Source organism: Paenarthrobacter sp. PPS72 (assembly GCF_048537125.1).
In the GTDB taxonomy this organism is placed as follows: Bacteria; Actinomycetota; Actinomycetes; order Actinomycetales; family Micrococcaceae; genus Arthrobacter; species Arthrobacter nitroguajacolicus_E.
Genome location: NZ_JBLYIE010000009.1, coordinates 21122 through 37865, shown reverse-complemented (window position 1 = coordinate 37865; position 16744 = coordinate 21122). Strand labels below are relative to the sequence as shown.

Sequence of the window (16744 nt, the reverse complement as noted above, 5' to 3'; positions counted from 1 at the left end):
ACGAACAGCCCTTGACGGGAAGCGAACGCTTTCAGTTCAGGGGCCCGTGCCTGATAATCGAGCTTGTGACTCTTGCTTCCCTCGCAGCCTTCGCCGGCCTCTGCCTGGTCCTCTCCGTAACGCCCGGCCCGGATACTTTCCTGGTCCTGCGCATCGCCCTGAACCGTCCCAGTGCGGGTATCGCTGCGGCGGCTGGCTCAGCGGCAGGTGCGATCTTGTGGGCGGCGCTGGTGGGCGTGGGTTTGGCTGCCATTTTGGAGCAGTCCGCGGAGCTGTTCCGGTGGGTCAAGATCGCGGGCGGCCTGTACTTGCTTTACTTGGGGGTCTCCTCGTTTATCAAGTCCCGGAAAGCGGCCAAGGCCGCCGCAGCAGCCGGAGCCGGAGCGGCAGAGAACGCGCCACTCCCGTACAGCCGACTCTCTGCGCTGGGGGCCGGTGCGCTGTCCACGCTGCTTAACCCCAAGGTCGGCTTGTTCTACCTTGCCGTGGTCCCCCAGTTCATCCCCCACGGCGGTGACACCATGGGTACGTCCCTGATCCTGGGCGTGGTTGTGGCTGTCATCGCTTTCGCGTATCTCTCGATGATCGCCGTCGTCGCATTCAAGGCGATGCGGTGGCTCAAGCGACCCAAGGTGAGCACCGTCGTCGAGCGTGTCAGCAGCGGTGTGATCGCCGGGCTGGGTGTTGGCGTGGTGGCGTCCGGCGCCACCAGCTAGCGCGTTAGTTCAACGAGATTCGAAGGCGTTCGACACCCTCGGCCCCTTCGGGCACTTGTTCCATGAGTTTCGGTTCATTGGCGAGGCGACCAAGCATGTTTGCCAAGTGATCCCGTTCAGCGCGCTTGTAGGTGACGTTACGAAGGTCGGAGGCGCGGACGACGGAGGCCAAGGTGAGGAAATCATCAATGTGTCGCTGCCGAAGGGGGTCGTTGATGATGGTCAGCGCTCCCGCTTTGCCAATAAGACTGCCGAGGATCGTGGGGCGGTTGACGCTGCCGGACGCTGATCCTGCTTGAACTTGGACGGCCTCATACCGGTCGAGAGCTTGTTGGCTGGCGGGGGCCGCAATTGTTGTCCCGCCGGTAACGCCGCGTCGCTTTTCGGCGCGTTCTCCCAGATGGCGCGGAATGAGGACGTCTATCAGAGCCTCGCCGCGCCGCCATCGATGCTGGTAACCCTCCGGGGATTCTCCAGCGGAATTAAAACCCAGCTTCACGAGGAGTTCAGTGAAATCGTGAAGCCTGGTTGGGTTTGCTCGGATGTCCAGCGCCACGTCGGCGTCTTTGGTGGGCCGCACGTGTGGGGCACCACGTTCTACGGCGTGCAGGAAGACTGCTTGGCCGCCGACCAGGACCCACCCCTGAGGCATTGCTCTGTGGATTTCGAAGACAGCCTCCCATGCTTCCTGCTGTTCAGTGAGCATTGCGGGGAGTTCAATGGGCATGGACGCTCCTGAGGATGTCGCGTGCGGCTTGTTGTTCACGGACACCGGGCCGTTCGGCCAAGTCGGCCGCCACCGCTAGAGGGGGAAGTATGTCGGGCACTTTCTCCGCGGCACGGAGGATTACATTCGGCCTCCTGCCGGGCAGCGGATCAACCAGGAACCAGTCTTTGACAACATTCCGGAGTTCAGCGCGTCGCACGTAAGCTTCGATCTCTGAATTGGCTAAAAGCCCGGAGCGCGGGTGAGAGACTCCGGAGAGGTGGATTCGTTTGTCCTCCCGAAGCTCGGCGATGTCGGCCGGGCTGCACGAGAACTCGAATTTTTCGGCGCGATTGGGCAGCCATGCGAGGAGTTTTAGCAGGTCCTGGGACTTTTGCAGCAAACTGATGCGCTCGTTCAGGCGATGTTTCTCGACCGGAGAGGGTTCGAAGTCCTCGAGGAGCGAATGACCCCTGCCGTCTTCCCAGAAGCAGGACATTAGCTGCCAGGCGCTGCGTTCGGACAGCGGCCTGCCAGCGGGCCTACCAGGCTGGTACTGGGCGGCGTCAGCTTCCTCAACGATCCAGCGTCCACCGATCCGTTGGCCGCGAATACGTCCGGAATGGACGAGCTGCCGTACTCGACTCTCGTTGACGCTGAGTCGCTTCGCCAGCTCGGGGATACTCATTGACATTACATAATCATATCGAAGCCACTAGGAATATGTAATCGGCGTTGGAATTTCATAATCATATCGAAAACGCTACTAATGTGAAATCACATCTAGGGCACCAGCAGTGTCAGGTAGTTATCCAACTGCCCGGCGAGGTCCTGCGAGAAATGCTCGGCGGGGGACAACGCCACAACGACCTGCGCACCGAGCATCATGTTGAGCAGGTGGTCGGCGACGGCGGCGTCCCCAATGGGCGCTTTGATCTCGCCTGCCGCCCGGGCTGCTGCCGTGTGCGCCGTGATGGTGGTGTGCCACTGGTTCATGGACTCACTGTGGAGGGCCGCCATGTGGGCGTCGTTCAGGGCCTTTTGCCAGAACGGGATGACAATCCGGGCTTCGTTGACGCGCTCCTCATCCAGTGGCAGGACTTCGGCGCAGAATGCGCGGAGGGCCGCGACGCCGGATAGCCCCTCCGTCATCGTGGCGATGCGCTGGTTCGTCCGGTTGAAGACGTGCCCGAACGCTGACGTCAAAAGCAGGTCCTTCGTGGGGAAGTAAGGTTTCAGGGCGCCGTTGGCGAAGCCTGCTTCCTCAGCGATTTCCCGCATGGTGGCGCCTTCCATGCCTAAACGCGCGATGATGCGCCAGGTTGCGTCCACCAGTTCGAGGCGTCGTTGATCGTGGTCAACAATCTTTGGCACTGAAGGGGCTCCCGAAAAAATAAATGGCGGACAGGTCTTGTGACCCATCTTACGTTTTGGTTATTCTCTACACCTATAGAAAATAAATCGCGACCGATCACAGGTCCCGGACAAGAGGCAGCCATGACGCCCACAGCAACTGAGACATCAACCAAGGAAGCACAGTACGCCTTGGCAACAAGTGGCGAGATCTCCCAGGTGCAGGAGATCCTGCAGGCCGCCGGCCACCTTGGCGCCCAGAAGCGCATCGCTTACCTGGGGTTGGTGGATCCCTCCCGCGGCCAATCACAGCAGGACCGCCGATTCCGCGTCTTCATCCACGACATCTCCGGCGGAGCTCCCCGCGATGTCCTCGTCTCCGTGACCAGCGGCGAGATCCTCACAGCCATCGAGCTGGATACCAAGGTCTCCGGCGAACTCCCTGTGCTGGAAGAAGAATTTGAGGTAGTCGAGACGCTCCTTGCAACCGATGAACGTTGGCTCGCGGCGCTCGCAGCCAGGGATCTGGACGTGGAAAAGGTCCGCGTAGCCCCACTGTCCGCCGGGGTCTTCGAATACGACGACGAGAAGGGTCGCCGCATCCTGCGCGGCCTTGCGTTCGTCCAGGACTTCCCGGAAGACAGCGCGTGGGCGCACCCCGTGGACGGTTTGGTGGCCTACGTGGATGTGGTCAACAAGGAAGTTACCCAGGTGATCGACCTCGGCGTGATGCCCATCCCGGCAGAGCACGGAAACTACACGGACCCTGAACTCACCGGTCCGCTCCGCGAAACCCAAAAGCCCATCAGCATCACCCAGCCTGAAGGACCAAGCTTCACCGTCACAGGTGGCAACCACGTGGAGTGGGAAAAATGGAGCGTGGACGTGGGCTTCGATGTCCGCGAAGGAGTTGTCCTCCACAACCTGTCCTTCAACGACGGCGACAAGAAGCGCCCCATCATCAACCGCGCCTCCATCGCCGAAATGGTGGTTCCCTACGGCGACCCCTCGCCCATCCGGTCCTGGCAGAACTACTTCGACACTGGCGAATACCTCGTAGGCCAGTACGCCAATTCCCTTGAACTTGGCTGCGACTGCCTGGGCGACATCACCTACCTCAGCCCCGTCATCAGCGATGCCTTTGGCAACCCCCGGGAGATCCGCAACGGCATCTGCATGCACGAGGAAGACTGGGGCATCCTCTCCAAGCACTCCGACCTCTGGACCGGTATCAACTACACCCGCCGCAACCGCCGCCTGGTGATCTCCTTCTTCACCACCATCGGCAACTACGACTACGGCTTCTACTGGTACCTCTACCTTGACGGCACCATCGAGTTCGAGGCCAAAGCCACCGGCATCGTGTTCACCAGTGCCTTCCCTGAGGGCGGCTCGGACAACATCTCCCAGCTCGCTCCCGGGCTTGGCGCCCCCTTCCACCAGCACCTCTTCAGCGCCCGGCTGGACATGGCGATCGACGGTTTCACCAACCGCATGGAGGAAGAAGACGTGGTCCGCCAGGCCATGGGCGAGGGCAATGAACGTGGCAACGCGTTCTCCCGCAAGCGCACTGTCCTGGGGAAAGAGTCCGAGGCCGTTCGGGAGGCCGACGCCCGCGCCGGCAGGACGTGGATCATTTCCAACCCTGAGTCACTCAACCGTCTGGGTGAGCCGGTCGGCTATAAACTTCACGCCGAAAACCAGCCCACGTTGCTGGCCGACCCCGGCTCGTCCATCGCCAAACGCGCGGCCTTCGCCACCAAGGATGTCTGGGTCACCCGGTACTCGGAGGAGGAACGCTACCCCACGGGCGACTTCGTAAACCAGCACTCCGGCGGCGCCGGGTTGCCGGCATACATCGCCCAGGACCGCGACATCGATGGGCAGGACATCGTGGTGTGGCACACCTTCGGCCTCACGCACTTCCCGCGTGTTGAGGACTGGCCCATCATGCCGGTGGACACCGTTGGCTTCAAGCTCCGCCCGGAGGGCTTCTTCGACCGGAGCCCGGTGTTGGACGTCCCGGCCAGTGCGTCGGGTTCCAGCTGCCACAGCCCTGCCTCGTCCGTCCAAGGCGACGAACACGGCGAGCCTGCCGGGCACTGCCACTAGCCCCGTCCGGGATACTCACCATGACAACAACGGCAGGACAGGTCCGGGCCTCAGGGCCTGTCCTGCACCCCCGGATTTGCGCGGCTCTCACGGCTGTCTCCTGCCTGGTCCAGCTGTGGCTTGCAGCCTTCGGACACCACCAGCTTTGGCTAGGTGTCCTCATGATTGGCTTGGCAGCAGTGTGCGTCCCTTGCACAGTCCATATCTGGCGCCACAGCCGCGTGGGTGCACTCCACCAAGTAATGTTTTCTGCCCTGGCCATGGTGGGGCTTCACGCCGTCTTGCTGTTGGGAGCGGGCGGTTCCGGACACGCGCATGGCGGGGGACCGGCGTCGAACGCTGTTGCTTCGTCCGCCGGGCTCTTGCTGGTGATCGGACTGGAAATCACGACGGCGTTACTCGCTGCGACGCTGGTGGCTCGTCTTCGGCGTCGGCCGGGGATCGAAATGGCCCAACTTTGAACAAGGGAAGCCCGGAAGCCAAGGGTAATGGCCTTCCAGCTCAGCCAAAGATGGGCTGGAAGGACCGCCTGAGCTAATCCTCCAGCGAGACCCGCGTCAGTTTGTCCGGGTTCAGGGCACTGTAAGAGCTCCAAACTGCGCCTAGTTGGGGGCGTCCACGGGGCGGTTCCGGTACGCGGCCAGGAAATGGCCGATGCGGCGCACTGCTTCCTCAATGTCCTCCACGGCCGGCAGGATTACGAACCGGAAGTGATCCGGCGTGGGCCAATTGAATGCCGTTCCGTGGGAGACCAGGATCTTCTGCTCCTGCAGGAGTTGGAGGACGAACTTCTCGTCGCTCTCAATCGGGTAGATCTCCGGATCCAACTTGGGGAAAAGGTACATGGCGCCGGCCGCGGGAACGCAGCTTACGCCCGGAATCGCGGTGAGGAGTTTCCACGCCAGATCCCGCTGGTCGCGGAGCCGGCCGCCTGGACGTATGAGGGCTTCGATACTTTGGTACCCGCCCAGGCAGGTCTGAATTGCATGTTGCGCGGGCACATTGGCGCACAACCGCAAGGAGGCCAGCAGTTCCAACGACTCCCGGTAGGCGGCGGTTACGGTCCGGGGTCCCGTGACGGCAACCCAGCCCGCCCGGTATCCGGGCATGCGGTAAGCCTTGGACAAGCCGCTGAATGTCAGGACACACACGTCCTCGGCCACCGAGGCTGTGTGGATGTGAGGGGCATCGACATAGCGGATCTTCTCGTAGATCTCATCCGAGAACAGGACGAGGTCATGCTTCCTGGCAAGGGCTGCGAACTGTTCCAGGATGTGCCGGGGGTAGACGGCACCGGTGGGGTTGTTCGGGTTGATGATCACGATGCCCTTGGTGCGTGGGGTGATCTTGGCTTCGACGTCGGACATGTCCGGCCACCAGTTCTCGTCCTCATCGCAGAGGTAATGAACGGGGTTGCCGCCGGTTAGCGTCACGGCTGCGGTCCACAAGGGGTAGTCCGGTGCCGGGATCAGGATTTCGTCGCCGTTCTCCATGAAAGCCTGAAGGGTCATGGAAATGAGCTCGCTGACGCCGTTGCCAATGAAGACGTCCTCGACGCCGATGCTCATCAGCCCGCGCGTTTGGTAGTACTGCGAGATGGCAGTGCGGGCGGAGAAGATGCCCTTGGAATCGCTGTAGCCCTGCGCGCCGCGAAGGTGATGGATCATGTCCACCACAACAGACTCGGGTGCCTCCAGCCCAAACGGTGCCGTGTCCCCAAGGTTCATCTTGAGGATGCGGTGCCCCTCGGCCTCCATGGCCTTGGCCGCCTGGAGGATTGGCCCACGGAGTTCGTAGCGGACATTCTGAAGTTTGCTGGAGTGCTGCATCGGACGCATGGTTGATCTTTTCATGGCACCGGCCCCGGCGGGCAAATGGTTCCGCAATCAGACCCAGCGAATGACCAAGGGAAGCCTCTTGGTGCTGGCGGACACTTCCCGCTCAGTGCCGTCCACCGCAACGGCGAAGTGTTGAAGTTCGTCAGCCGATGCCAGGACCTCGAAGTGTCCGGTCGCGTCACTCACGGCAGCCGTAGCCGATGAATGGGCATGGATATACGCGTCAGGAATGCCTTTGTTGTGTGCATCCACCACACGTCCCCGGACCCGGCGCCCGGCACCTGGATTGCCGGCGACAGGTTGGGATGGAAGATCGGAGGGTTCCTCGAAGCGGAGGGACACGGGGATGCGGACCAGGAAACCCAATCCTTGCTGGATGGCCCCGGAGTATTCCTCCGGCCGGAATTCGCCTTTGGACACTACTGAATACTGGCTGTGCAGTTCCACGGCCAACAGCAGTTGCTCCATGTTGTCCAGTTGCTCGGGGCCGTGGCATTCCACCGCGACCCTCAGTTCGAGGTCCAGGACTGGTCCGTCTCCGCGTGACCTTCCCATGCGGTTGAGCGTGACGGCCCGGACAGTGACCGGAGCGTCGGGTGGAGGGACGACGGCAGTGGGGGACCCGTCGTCGAACCTGACATGCTGAGGGGCGACGGCGGCGGAAAGTACCCCCAGAAGGTCGGACAGCGACGAACGCACTTGGCCCACGGCAGAACCCCAGCCGGACAGAGATCCACTACATCAACTGGAACTAGGCTACTCCCGCAGATGCCTGTAGCGCACGGCGCACGATCGGGTTTTTGTACAGATAATGCCCGTAAGGCGGCCTCAGAAGGGCATTATCTGTACAAAAACTCAGGCGAGGCCGGGGACGCCGTCGGTGATGGTGAAGGACTTCTTGGTACTGACCGGAGCACCGGGCGTAGTGACGTAGTCCAACACGCGGAAGTCCGCGGTCATGGCATCCTTCGTGATGCGGGTGTTCACGTAGCCGCGGCTGTCGTTGTAGAACTTCAGGTGCGGGTTCCAGGCCATGGTGGGATCGGTAGTGGATCCGGTGCCGTTGCCCGTGGACGTAATGGACGAGCACACCAGTTCCGAGCCGACCACCGCTGCCGCCGGATCCTTGTAGTCCACCTTGAGCTCGGTGGCCCAGTGGCGGTGAACGTCGCCGGTAAGTACGACGGCGTTGCGCACCTTGGCGTCCACCCAGCCTTGGGTGATGCGACGGCGGGAGGCGGCGTAGCCATCCCAGCCATCCATGGAGACGTCGTCGATGTCCGGTGCCTTGTCCCGGTCCCGTTCGGCGAAGAAGACCTGCTGGCCCAGAATGTCCCACCGCTGGGTGGAGTTCCTGAAGCCGTCCAGCAGCCATTTCTCCTGCTCGGCGCCGGTGATGGTGCGGTTTTCGTCCAGGCGCCCGGCCACGTTCTTCCGCCAGCCGTCACCCGCGAGCTGATCGTCCCTGTATTGGCGCGTGTCCATCATGTGGAAGTTGGCCAGCTGGCCCCACTGGATGGTGCGGTAGATCTTCATGTCGAAACCGGCAGGGACCGAGGACGCCCGCAGCGGCATGTTCTCGTAGTAAGCCTGGAACGCTGCCGAGCGGCGCTGGCGGAAACGCCCGGTGGTGTCATTGAACTGGGCTGCATCGCTGTTCTCGGGGATTTCGTCCGCCCAGTTGTTGTCCACCTCGTGGTCATCCCACACCACCAGCCAAGGTGCGATTGCGTGCGCGGCCTGGAGATCGGCGTCGGACTTGTACTGGGCGTGCCGTTGGCGGTAGCCCGCGAGGCTCACGGTCTCGGGACCCTCGTGATCGCGCGGGTTGCCGCCGCCGATCACGTAGCTGTCCTTTTTGTATTCGTAGAGGTAGTCGCCCAAGTGGAGCACCAGGTCCGGGTGGTCCTCGGCGAGGCGCTTGTAGGCAGTGAAGTAGCCGTGCTCGTACTGGGCGCAGCTGGCGAAGGCCATGGCCAGCGCAGCGGGGATTTCACCGGGCGCCGGGCTGGTCAGTGTTCGTCCCACTTCGCTCAGGTGCTTCCCGGTACGGAAACGGTAGAAGTACTCCCGGCCCGGCCGGAGACCCTTGAGTTCGACGTGCACCGAGTGGGCGGTTTCGATCCGTGCATGTTCGACGCCGCGGGCTACCACCCGGCGCATTGCAGGGTCTTCTGCGACTTCCCAAGCGACGGCGACGTTGCGTGAGGGCATGCTGCCCAAGCCGTCCTCGGCCACGGGATTTACAGCCAGCCTGGTCCAGATAACGAAGCCGTCCGGCCAAGGTTCGCCGGACGCGATGCCGAGGGTGAACGGATCGGTGCGGAGACCGGCGTCGTCCGCTGTTGAAACCGCGGCCGCGGGACCGGCGCCGGGAGCGGCCACGGCGGCGACGAGACCGGCCCCGAGGCCGGCTGAGATGAGGGTCCTGCGGGAGATGTTTTCCATTCACCTGACATTAGGGAACACGGGTTGACTGCATTCAAGGGTGGTGTGAATGAGTGGTTAATTGTGTGACAAGTGGTGTTACTTCTTCCCGGGGCGGTGCCTGCCCCGATGAGGGCTCGTCTATGCTCAGTTCATGACGACGGGGGAGAGCCGTAAGCGGCCCGGAGTGGTGACATTTTCGGTGGTGCTGATGTACATCGGCGGCATCGCCCAGATCCTTCTCGGGATCCTGACGATTTTCCTTCGGTACACACCGGAGGCCCAGTCCGGTGGCATTGCCCTGCCCATCACGTTGCTCGGCGCGGGCATGATTCTGTTCGGCCTGCTGGTCATTGGACTGGCCTCCGGCGTGGCACGGGGAAGTGAGGCGGCCCGTCGCGGTGCAACGGCGGTGATGCTGCTGGGCTTGGCCTTTGCCGTGCTGGACCTCATCATTGCCGGAGACAATGATTGGTCGGCTGTGATTTCCCAGTCCGTCGCAACGGTGGCGGTGCTGGTCCCGTTGTGGATTGGACGTGGCCGCCGCTATTTCGAGACGCGGTGACGCAGCGCCTCTTGGGCGTCCCTGTAGGCCACGCGGCGGTGAACGAAGCGGACGATCTCGATCAGGGCAATGCAGGCCGCGGAGGTCCCCAGGACCAGTAGTGCCGTGGGCAGCGTAGGGTCGGTGAACTGGAGGAAGTCACGGGCAATCGGTACTGAATAGACAAGGATGAGCCCGATCATCATCGCCCCGATGACAAGGCCCTTGAACCGGGTGACCGGACGCGAAAGCACCACCAGGATCCAGATGCCGATGATCGTCAGGATGAGGGTGGATCCGGTCCGGATTTCGGCTTCCGGGATCTGCAGGTTTGCGGCAAGGCGGGCGTAAGTGGCCAGCCCCAACGTCACGGAGACACCGGCCGGCACGGCAAACGTTAGTGAACGTCGCAGGAAACCGGGGACGTAGCGTTGGGCGTTCGGCAGCAAGGCCAGGAAGAACGCGGGAATGCCGATGGTCAAACCGTCAGTCACCGAGAGCTGCCGGGGAAGGAACGGGAAAGGCAGCAGGAGGATGCCGAACGCTATGGCAAGGAAGGTGGCGTAGGCCGTCTTGGTGAGGAACAACATGGACACGCGCTCGATGTTGGCTATGACCTGACGCCCCTCGGCAACCACGCTGGGCAAGTGGGAGAACTTGCCGTCCAGGAGCACCAGGCGGGCTACGGCTTTGGTAGCGGCAGCACCTGAATTCATGGCCACGCCGATGTCCGCTTCCTTGATGGCCAAGGCATCGTTCACGCCGTCGCCGGTCATGGCCACTGTGCGGCCCGCAGCCTTCAACGCCACGACGATCCGCTTCTTCTGGTCAGGTGTCACGCGGCCGAAAACCACGTTGTTGTTGATGACTTCCATGAGTTCGTGGTCATCCGTGGGCAATTCGCGGGCATCAAAGCCGTGAGGCGCATCCAGCCCAACTTCGCGGGCTATTGCGGCGACCGTTTGAGGGTTGTCGCCGGAAATAATCCGAACATCCACATCCTGTGCTGCGAAATAGGTCAGTGTCTCGGCAGCGTCAGGACGGATGTTCTCCTTGAACGTCAGGAGGACCACGGGGACAGCATCCGCTGGAACAGTTTCATCTTGGGTGGGTGTGCCATGGGCAAGGACCAGCGTGCGTTTTCCGGTGGCTGCAAGCTCGACGGCCCGGGTGGCAAGCTGCTTCTGCACGGGATCGGTGGATTCGCGGGCTGGGAACACCATTTCGGGTCCGCCCAGGATCCACATTCCGTCGTCGAAAACCACCGCGCTCCATTTGCGGGCGGAGGAGAAGGGCACCCGGTCAATGGGGAGGCCAGCCGGCTCGTTGAAGTGCCCGGCGAGGCTGCGGGCTGTTGCGTTGGCATCCTTCTGCACCCCGTACCAGGAAAGCACGGACTCCCAACCGGGACGTGAGGTGAGGGGGTGCGCGGCGTCGAAAACAATGTCGCCCTGGGTGAGCGTTCCGGTCTTGTCCAAGCAGATGATGTCCACGCGAGCCAGCCCTTCAACTGCCGGAAGCTCCTGCACCAGGACTTGTTGCCGGGCCAGCTTCACTGCACCGACGGCGAACGTAATGCTGGTCATCAAGACCAGGCCCAGGGGAACCATGGCGACGACGGCGGCAATGGTCGCGGTCGCTGCGTCACGCCACGCTCCACTCGCCGAGGCTTCGGCCCACCCGCCCTGGGCAATCATCTGTGCGTTCAAAACCAGCAGTGCCACAGGACCAACGAACCAAGTCACCCATTTCAGGACGCGGTCAATCGAGGAGCGGAGTTAGAGGCCACCAGCGAGAATCGTTTGGCTTCGGCAGCGAGGGAGTTGGCGAAGGAATCCGCACCCACCCGGTCCACTACCGCGGAGCCTTCACCTGCCACGACAACAGAGCCGGACAACACCCGGTCCCCGTCTTCCTTTTCCACGGCATCCGATTCGCCGGTCAGCATGGACTCATCCACTTGGAGTCCCCGCGAGCTGGTCACTACCCCGTCTGCGGGCACCTGGTCGCCGGCCCTCAGGATCAGGGTGTCGTCCAAAACAACGTCATCCAGTGCGATTTCTGCCTCGGAACCGTCCCTCATCACCCGGGCGTGCGGCGCGTTCAGAAGGGCCAAGCGATCCAACGCCCGCTTTGCCCGGTACTCCTGGACGCTGCCGATCACCGCATTGGCAACAGCACTGAAGCCGAACAGCGCATCCTGCCAGCGGCCGATCGCGAACAGAACAATGAAGCAGGCCAGGATGATGCCGTTAAACAGTGTGAGCACATTGGCACGGACGATGCTCCACACACTGCGGCTGGTGTCCTGGACGAAAGCGTTGGTTTGCCCGGCAGCCACTCGCTCGGCTACCTCGGCTGTGCTGAGTCCCTGGGCCCAAGACCCCGCTAAACGGACGGTTGCCACGGAATGGTCTTTGTCGTTTGGCACTCATGCCCCCGTTGTTGGTCCGTCCAAGGATGGGTGGATGGGACTGAGTATGCCAGCCGCGGGCCGTAATGTCGCCGTCGTCGGTGTCTTGGGGCGTGCCAGTTAGGCCGTAAAGGCGAGGTCCTTCGCGTGAAGCCTGTGGCGGAGCGGTTCGCCGCGGGACAGGCGGTGTGCTTCCTCGATGGTGCTGACGGCCATGCGCTCCAGTTCCCTCCCAAGCGACCCCGCCAAGTGCGGCGTGAGCAGCACGTGGGGGTGGGTGTAGAAGCCCGAATCCGGCGGAAGTACCCAGGGGGTAGTGACGTCCAGGACAGCGTAAAGGTCGCCTTGCTCAATCCGCCGGAGCAGCGCGTCCTGGTCCACCAGCTCGCCGCGTGCGGTGTTGATGAACGTGGCTCCCGGTTTGAACGCTCCCACCAGTCCTTGGTGGATCAGGTTGCGGGTGGAGGGCAGCGACGGCGCGTGGAGGCTGACCACGTCGGAACTGCTGACGAGCTCCTCCAAGGAAACACGTTCGACGCCGAGGTCTGCTGCCGCGGCATCGTCCAGGAAGGGGTCGGCCACCACTACCTGAACGTCGTAAGGCTTCAAGAGCCGGATGACATGCTTTCCGATCCTGGACGCTCCGATGATCCCCACGCGTTTGCCGAAGTTACCCATGTCCGGGAACACCTGATCCGGCTCGATTTCGCTTTTCTCCGAATGCAGCTTCCTGGCGATCTGGAGGACTCGTTTGTTGGCCAGCAGGATCATGGCCACCGTGTATTCGGCCACGGGGATGGAGTTGGCATCCGCGGCCGTGCTGATTTCGATGCCCCTTTCCCAGCATTCTTCGCTGACGTGGTGCTTCACCGTGCCGCCGGCGTGGAGGACGTGGGTCAGCCGAGGTGCTGCTGCCAGTGCGGCGGCGTCGAGCCTTGGGCAGCTCCAGCCTGTAATGAGGATGTCCGTCCGGGCGAGAAGTTCCAGCGAACGAGGCGAGGTGAAATCTTCCATGGGCTCCGGGCTGAGCAGCCGCAATCCAGGGGACAGAGTTTTCAGGCGGCCACCGGGAAAGACCCGGGACACGACGCCGGGACCCATGGCCAGTGCGACGTTCAGTTCAGTGGTGGTCACTTGACGCTCCCTGCGGTGAGGCCGGACTTCCAGAAGCGCTGCAGCATGATGAACGCCACCAGCAGCGGAAGGATGGAGAGCAATGAGCCTGTGATGACCATGGGTGTGAACTCGGGTTGCGGTACCGAGTACCCCTGCCAGATGGAGATACCGACGCTGACGGGAAGCAGCTGCTGGTCCTGCAGCATGACCAGCGGGAGCATGAAGTTGTTCCACACACCTACAAATTGGAACAGGGCGATGGTGATGTAGCCGGGCATCATCATGGGCAGGCCCAAGGAGAAGAAGGATCGGATGGGGCCGGCGCCGTCCATGCGTGCGGCCTCGAGTGTTTCTGCCGGGACGTAGCTCGCGGAGTAGACACGGGCCAAGTACACGCCGAACGGATTGCACAGCACGGGGATGAGGACGGCCCAAATGGTGTTGGTCATGCCCACCAGGGAGGCCAAAAGGTACATGGGCAGAACCGTGGCTGTGTTGGGGATCAGGACGCCCACCAAAACGAAGCCGAAGAGCGAGTCCTTCCAGCGGAACTGGAACTTATCAAACGCATAGCCTGCCATTACCGAAATCAGGCTGCCCAGGACGGCGCCTACTCCGGCGTACATCACGGAGTTGCCCAACCAGCGGAAGAAAAGGCCGCCGTCCTGGTTGGCCACCGCTGCGATGTTCTCAAACAAGGAGAAGTTGCCCAACGCGTAGGCGCTGGTGCCGTAAAGGTCAGCTGCGTTCTTGGTGGAAGCGAAGACCAGCCACAGGACCGGGACCACCATGTAGGCGGAGCCGATGATGAGCAGGCCGTTGACGGTGAACTTGCTGGCCAGTCCGCCGCTGCGTTTGGAACCGCTGCGCTTGGAACTGCTGCGTTTTGAACTGCTGCCGGAGTTGCCGCGGTTGGGACGGGATCCGGTGCGGCGGGGAGCCTGCTCCGAAGGGTCTTTGCTGCGGGAGCTCGAAAGAGTGCGGGTGCTCATGATTTGTTCATCCTGGAGCTGAGGCGGGTGACGGTCAGGGACAGAACTGCTGCCAGCCCGGCGATGATCACGGAGGCGGCCGCCGCCTGATTGAGATTGTGGCGGATAAAGGCCGCGTCATAGGCCCACAAATTAGGAACCCAGGTACTGGTCACTGAGGCTGTGGCCTTGGAAATAATGGACGGCTCTGTAAACAGCTGCAGCGTCCCGATGATGGTGAAGAGCATGATGACGCTCAGCGCCGGGAGGATCAGGGGGAACTTGATGCTCACCGCGGCCCGGATTTCGCCCGCACCGTCCACTCTGGCGGCTTCCAGGATTTCCCGGGGAACAGCCTGCAACGCGGTGAACAGGATAATGACGTTGTAGCCGGTCCACTCCCACACGCCGATGTTCACAATGGACGGAAGGACCATGTGGGCATCCAGAAAGTTGATCTGGATGCCGCCACCTTGGAGGGCCTGGACCAGCGGGCTGATGCCGGGTGTGTACAAGTAGGCCCAGATAAGCGCCGCAATGACGCCGGGAACTGCGTGCGGCAGGAACACCAGGAGTTGGAACAGTTTGCGTGCCTTGGCCACCGATGCATCCAAGAGAAGCGCAAAGACCACAGCGCCACCCACCATGCAGGGAATATAGATCAGGCAGTACAACCCCAAGCGGGCGATGCCTTCCATGAACGTTTCGGACTGGAACACCTGCACATAGTTCTCAAGCCCAACGAATACGGTTTTGGCTTCCCCGAAGCCCAGACCCGACTTCTGCTGGGAGTGGAAACTCAGCACCAGGGAGTAGATCACCGGTGCGATCATGGCGATCGCGAACACCGCGAAGAAGGGGACCAGGAACAGCGCGGCAGTCCGTCCGCCGGTTCCCGCCAGGGCGCGGCCTCGGCGGCGCACTGTGGTGGTGAGGGCCTGGGTGGCCATGGGATTCTCCTACTACTCTTTGACGGACAGGCCGGCCTGCTTCAGGCTGGCCACCGTGGCGTCCTGGGCGGTATCGACGGCGTCATGGATGGTTCCGCCGGTGGTCAGCTTGCCGTAGGCATCCTTCAAAGCTGTGTTGGTGATGTCCCAGTTGGGTCCCCACTGCCAGCCCGGGGTGATGGTGCCGTAAGCCTTGTTGAAGACCTCGTAAATGTCGTTGCCGAAGTAGCTGGCGTCATAAGCCTGCTGGGCAACCGGTGTCAGTCCCGGGAAGGCAAGGAAAGCGGACCCGGTATTGCCGCGGGCCTTGATGGCTTCCTGGCTGGTGGTCAGGAACTCTACGAACTTGGCCGCAGCGGCCGGGTTCTTGCTGCTCTTGGTCACGTTGAAGCTGGATCCGCCATAGAAGGCACCGGACTCATCACCCCACGTGGGCAGTTCGGCTGCAATCCACTGGCCCTTCTGGCCGCTGGCTTCCGTCCGCTTCTGGATGCCGGTGGCACTCCAGTTAGCGCCCAGCACACCAACAACGTTGCTGTTGGCCAGGTCCAGGCTCCACTCATCGCTGTAGGCCTGGCTGACCTTGACGATCTTCTGGTCAATCAGCTTCTGCCAGTAAGAGGCAACCTTTTGGGTAGCTTCGTCATTGACGCCCACCTTCCAACTGTCACCCTCGGTGCCGAACCACTTGGCACCCGCCTGCCAGGCCAGCCCGGCGCTCGCCGCTACCTCATTGGGGTTGAAGCTGGCCAGGTAGGAGTCAGGCGCTGCGGCCTTCAGTTTCTTGCCCGCCTCTTCGAACTCGTCCCAGGTTTTGGGGACCTCGACGCCGGCCTTGGCCAGCATGTCTTTGCGGTACCACATGAGCATGGGGGCTGCGTCGTAGGGGAGTGCGTAGGTCTTCTCACCGAACTGAACCAATGCCTTGGTCTCGTCCGTCAGCTTGTCCACAGTTTCGGCCTTGTTGATCAGGCCATCGAGCGGAATGACCTGGCTGTTGCTGACGAACTGGGGCAACTGCGGGTATTCGATCGTGGCGACATCCGGGCCGTTGCCTGCTGTGATGGCGGTAGAGAGCTTGGCGTAACCACCGTTGGCGCCGTTGGGGATGGTTTCGAAGCTGACCTTGATCTTGTCCTGGCTGGCGTTGAACGCTTCAGCCACCTTGTCCATTCCGGCCAGCGAGGACCAAAACGTGATGGAACCTGACGGGTCTTCCGTGGGTGTGGGTGCTGCTGCGGGGTTGGGGCCGGTGCCGCAGGCGGCCAGCAACAGAGTGCTGGCGGCCAGGCCAGCTACTCCGGCGAAGAGGTGACGACGCTTCATGGTGTTCTCCTTTGAAGACTTGCGATGCGAAGAAGGTTGGTGTGGTTGGGGCCACATGTGATGGGTCCATGTAACCGCGATGCTTCGAACATCTACAAGATTTCAAACATTTTCAAACATCAAACCGAGGCTCATCGGCCGCACCGTCCGTCTTTAGGGCTTTCATTCAGGAGGAATTGTGTTTGAACGAACAGAAATGCTGGACCTCTCCGGATCTTCGCTGCTATGAATTTTGGACACCAAGCGATCCCCACTACTGAAAAGCAGGCCTT

At 62.1% G+C, this 16744-nt stretch carries 14 protein-coding genes and 1 pseudogene; 4 read left to right on the top strand and 11 right to left on the bottom strand.

What is annotated here, in order from left to right; genetic code table 11:
• Window positions 1–65 precede the first annotated feature (65 nt).
• Window positions 66–716, top strand: a complete 651-nt coding sequence (locus ACLRGI_RS05590) for a LysE family translocator (protein ID WP_419200666.1) — start codon at window positions 66–68, stop codon at window positions 714–716.
• Between the two features lie 4 nt (window positions 717–720).
• Here ACLRGI_RS05590 and ACLRGI_RS05585 read toward each other — a convergent pair whose 3' ends face one another.
• The 3 genes from ACLRGI_RS05585 to ACLRGI_RS05575 form a co-directional block, all read right to left on the bottom strand.
• Window positions 721–1443, bottom strand: a complete 723-nt coding sequence (locus ACLRGI_RS05585) for a hypothetical protein (RefSeq protein WP_419200665.1) — start codon at window positions 1441–1443, stop codon at window positions 721–723.
• The gene (locus ACLRGI_RS05580) at window positions 1433–2116 is read right to left on the bottom strand and encodes a helix-turn-helix domain-containing protein (RefSeq protein ID WP_419200664.1); all 684 of its coding nucleotides are present in this window, start codon (window positions 2114–2116) and stop codon (window positions 1433–1435) included. The genes ACLRGI_RS05585 and ACLRGI_RS05580 overlap by 11 nt, the downstream gene beginning before the upstream one ends.
• A gap of 89 nt (window positions 2117–2205) precedes the next feature.
• Window positions 2206–2796: a TetR/AcrR family transcriptional regulator gene (locus ACLRGI_RS05575; RefSeq protein WP_419200663.1), complete on the bottom strand. Its 591-nt coding sequence runs from the start codon at window positions 2794–2796 to the stop codon at window positions 2206–2208.
• A 123-nt stretch (window positions 2797–2919) separates the two neighbouring features.
• On the opposite strand from ACLRGI_RS05575, the gene ACLRGI_RS05570 reads away from it, so the two are divergent.
• Window positions 2920–4887, top strand: a complete 1968-nt coding sequence (locus ACLRGI_RS05570) for a primary-amine oxidase (RefSeq protein WP_419200662.1) — start codon at window positions 2920–2922, stop codon at window positions 4885–4887.
• A 20-nt stretch (window positions 4888–4907) separates the two neighbouring features.
• Window positions 4908–5348 carry a hypothetical protein gene (locus ACLRGI_RS05565; RefSeq protein ID WP_419200661.1) on the top strand — a complete coding sequence of 147 codons (441 nt, stop codon included), beginning with the start codon at window positions 4908–4910 and terminating at the stop codon, window positions 5346–5348.
• 141 nt (window positions 5349–5489) lie between these two features.
• Here the strand turns inward: ACLRGI_RS05565 and ACLRGI_RS05560 are convergent, their stop codons facing one another.
• From ACLRGI_RS05560 to ACLRGI_RS05550, 3 genes are all read right to left on the bottom strand, one after another.
• The gene (locus tag ACLRGI_RS05560) at window positions 5490–6725 is read right to left on the bottom strand and encodes a pyridoxal phosphate-dependent aminotransferase (RefSeq protein ID WP_419200660.1); all 1236 of its coding nucleotides are present in this window, start codon (window positions 6723–6725) and stop codon (window positions 5490–5492) included.
• 48 nt (window positions 6726–6773) lie between these two features.
• Window positions 6774–7433 carry a hypothetical protein gene (locus tag ACLRGI_RS05555; RefSeq protein ID WP_419200659.1) on the bottom strand — a complete coding sequence of 220 codons (660 nt, stop codon included), beginning with the start codon at window positions 7431–7433 and terminating at the stop codon, window positions 6774–6776.
• 147 nt (window positions 7434–7580) lie between these two features.
• The gene (locus tag ACLRGI_RS05550) at window positions 7581–9173 is read right to left on the bottom strand and encodes an alkaline phosphatase D family protein (protein ID WP_419200658.1); all 1593 of its coding nucleotides are present in this window, start codon (window positions 9171–9173) and stop codon (window positions 7581–7583) included.
• A 133-nt stretch (window positions 9174–9306) separates the two neighbouring features.
• On the opposite strand from ACLRGI_RS05550, the gene ACLRGI_RS05545 reads away from it, so the two are divergent.
• A complete protein-coding gene (locus ACLRGI_RS05545) occupies window positions 9307–9717 on the top strand; it encodes a hypothetical protein (protein WP_419200657.1) in 411 nt (136 codons plus the stop codon).
• Here ACLRGI_RS05545 and ACLRGI_RS05540 read toward each other — a convergent pair.
• The 5 genes and pseudogenes from ACLRGI_RS05540 to ACLRGI_RS05520 form a co-directional block, all read right to left on the bottom strand.
• Window positions 9699–12127, bottom strand: a pseudogene (locus ACLRGI_RS05540) (HAD-IC family P-type ATPase). The gene ACLRGI_RS05545 and the pseudogene ACLRGI_RS05540 overlap by 19 nt on opposite strands.
• Before the next feature lie 102 nt (window positions 12128–12229).
• Entirely contained in the window at window positions 12230–13243 is a 1014-nt protein-coding gene (locus tag ACLRGI_RS05535) for a hydroxyacid dehydrogenase (protein WP_419200656.1), read from the bottom strand.
• Entirely contained in the window at window positions 13240–14217 is a 978-nt protein-coding gene (locus ACLRGI_RS05530) for a carbohydrate ABC transporter permease (protein WP_419200655.1), read from the bottom strand. Before ACLRGI_RS05530 ends, ACLRGI_RS05535 begins: the two co-directional genes overlap by 4 nt.
• On the bottom strand, window positions 14214–15146 hold the full coding sequence (locus ACLRGI_RS05525) for a carbohydrate ABC transporter permease (protein ID WP_419200654.1): 933 nt from the start codon (window positions 15144–15146) through the stop codon (window positions 14214–14216). Before ACLRGI_RS05525 ends, ACLRGI_RS05530 begins: the two co-directional genes overlap by 4 nt.
• 12 nt (window positions 15147–15158) lie before the next feature.
• Window positions 15159–16472 carry an ABC transporter substrate-binding protein gene (locus ACLRGI_RS05520; RefSeq protein ID WP_419200653.1) on the bottom strand — a complete coding sequence of 438 codons (1314 nt, stop codon included), beginning with the start codon at window positions 16470–16472 and terminating at the stop codon, window positions 15159–15161.
• Window positions 16473–16744: the final 272 nt, after the last annotated feature.

Bases quoted from the DNA above. Each gene is read 5' to 3' on its own strand.
- ACLRGI_RS05585 (WP_419200665.1), bottom strand. From the start codon at position 1,443: ATGCCCATTGAACTCCCCGCAATGCTCACTGAACAGCAGGAAGCATGG.
- ACLRGI_RS05580 (WP_419200664.1), bottom strand. From the start codon at position 2,116: ATGTCAATGAGTATCCCCGAGCTGGCGAAGCGACTCAGCGTCAACGAG.
- ACLRGI_RS05570 (WP_419200662.1), top strand. From the start codon at position 2,920: ATGACGCCCACAGCAACTGAGACATCAACCAAGGAAGCACAGTACGCC.
- ACLRGI_RS05565 (WP_419200661.1), top strand. From the start codon at position 4,908: ATGACAACAACGGCAGGACAGGTCCGGGCCTCAGGGCCTGTCCTGCAC.
- ACLRGI_RS05560 (WP_419200660.1), bottom strand. From the start codon at position 6,725: ATGCGTCCGATGCAGCACTCCAGCAAACTTCAGAATGTCCGCTACGAA.
- ACLRGI_RS05550 (WP_419200658.1), bottom strand. From the start codon at position 9,173: ATGGAAAACATCTCCCGCAGGACCCTCATCTCAGCCGGCCTCGGGGCC.
- ACLRGI_RS05545 (WP_419200657.1), top strand. From the start codon at position 9,307: ATGACGACGGGGGAGAGCCGTAAGCGGCCCGGAGTGGTGACATTTTCG.
- ACLRGI_RS05530 (WP_419200655.1), bottom strand. From the start codon at position 14,217: ATGAGCACCCGCACTCTTTCGAGCTCCCGCAGCAAAGACCCTTCGGAG.
- ACLRGI_RS05525 (WP_419200654.1), bottom strand. From the start codon at position 15,146: ATGGCCACCCAGGCCCTCACCACCACAGTGCGCCGCCGAGGCCGCGCC.
- ACLRGI_RS05520 (WP_419200653.1), bottom strand. From the start codon at position 16,472: ATGAAGCGTCGTCACCTCTTCGCCGGAGTAGCTGGCCTGGCCGCCAGC.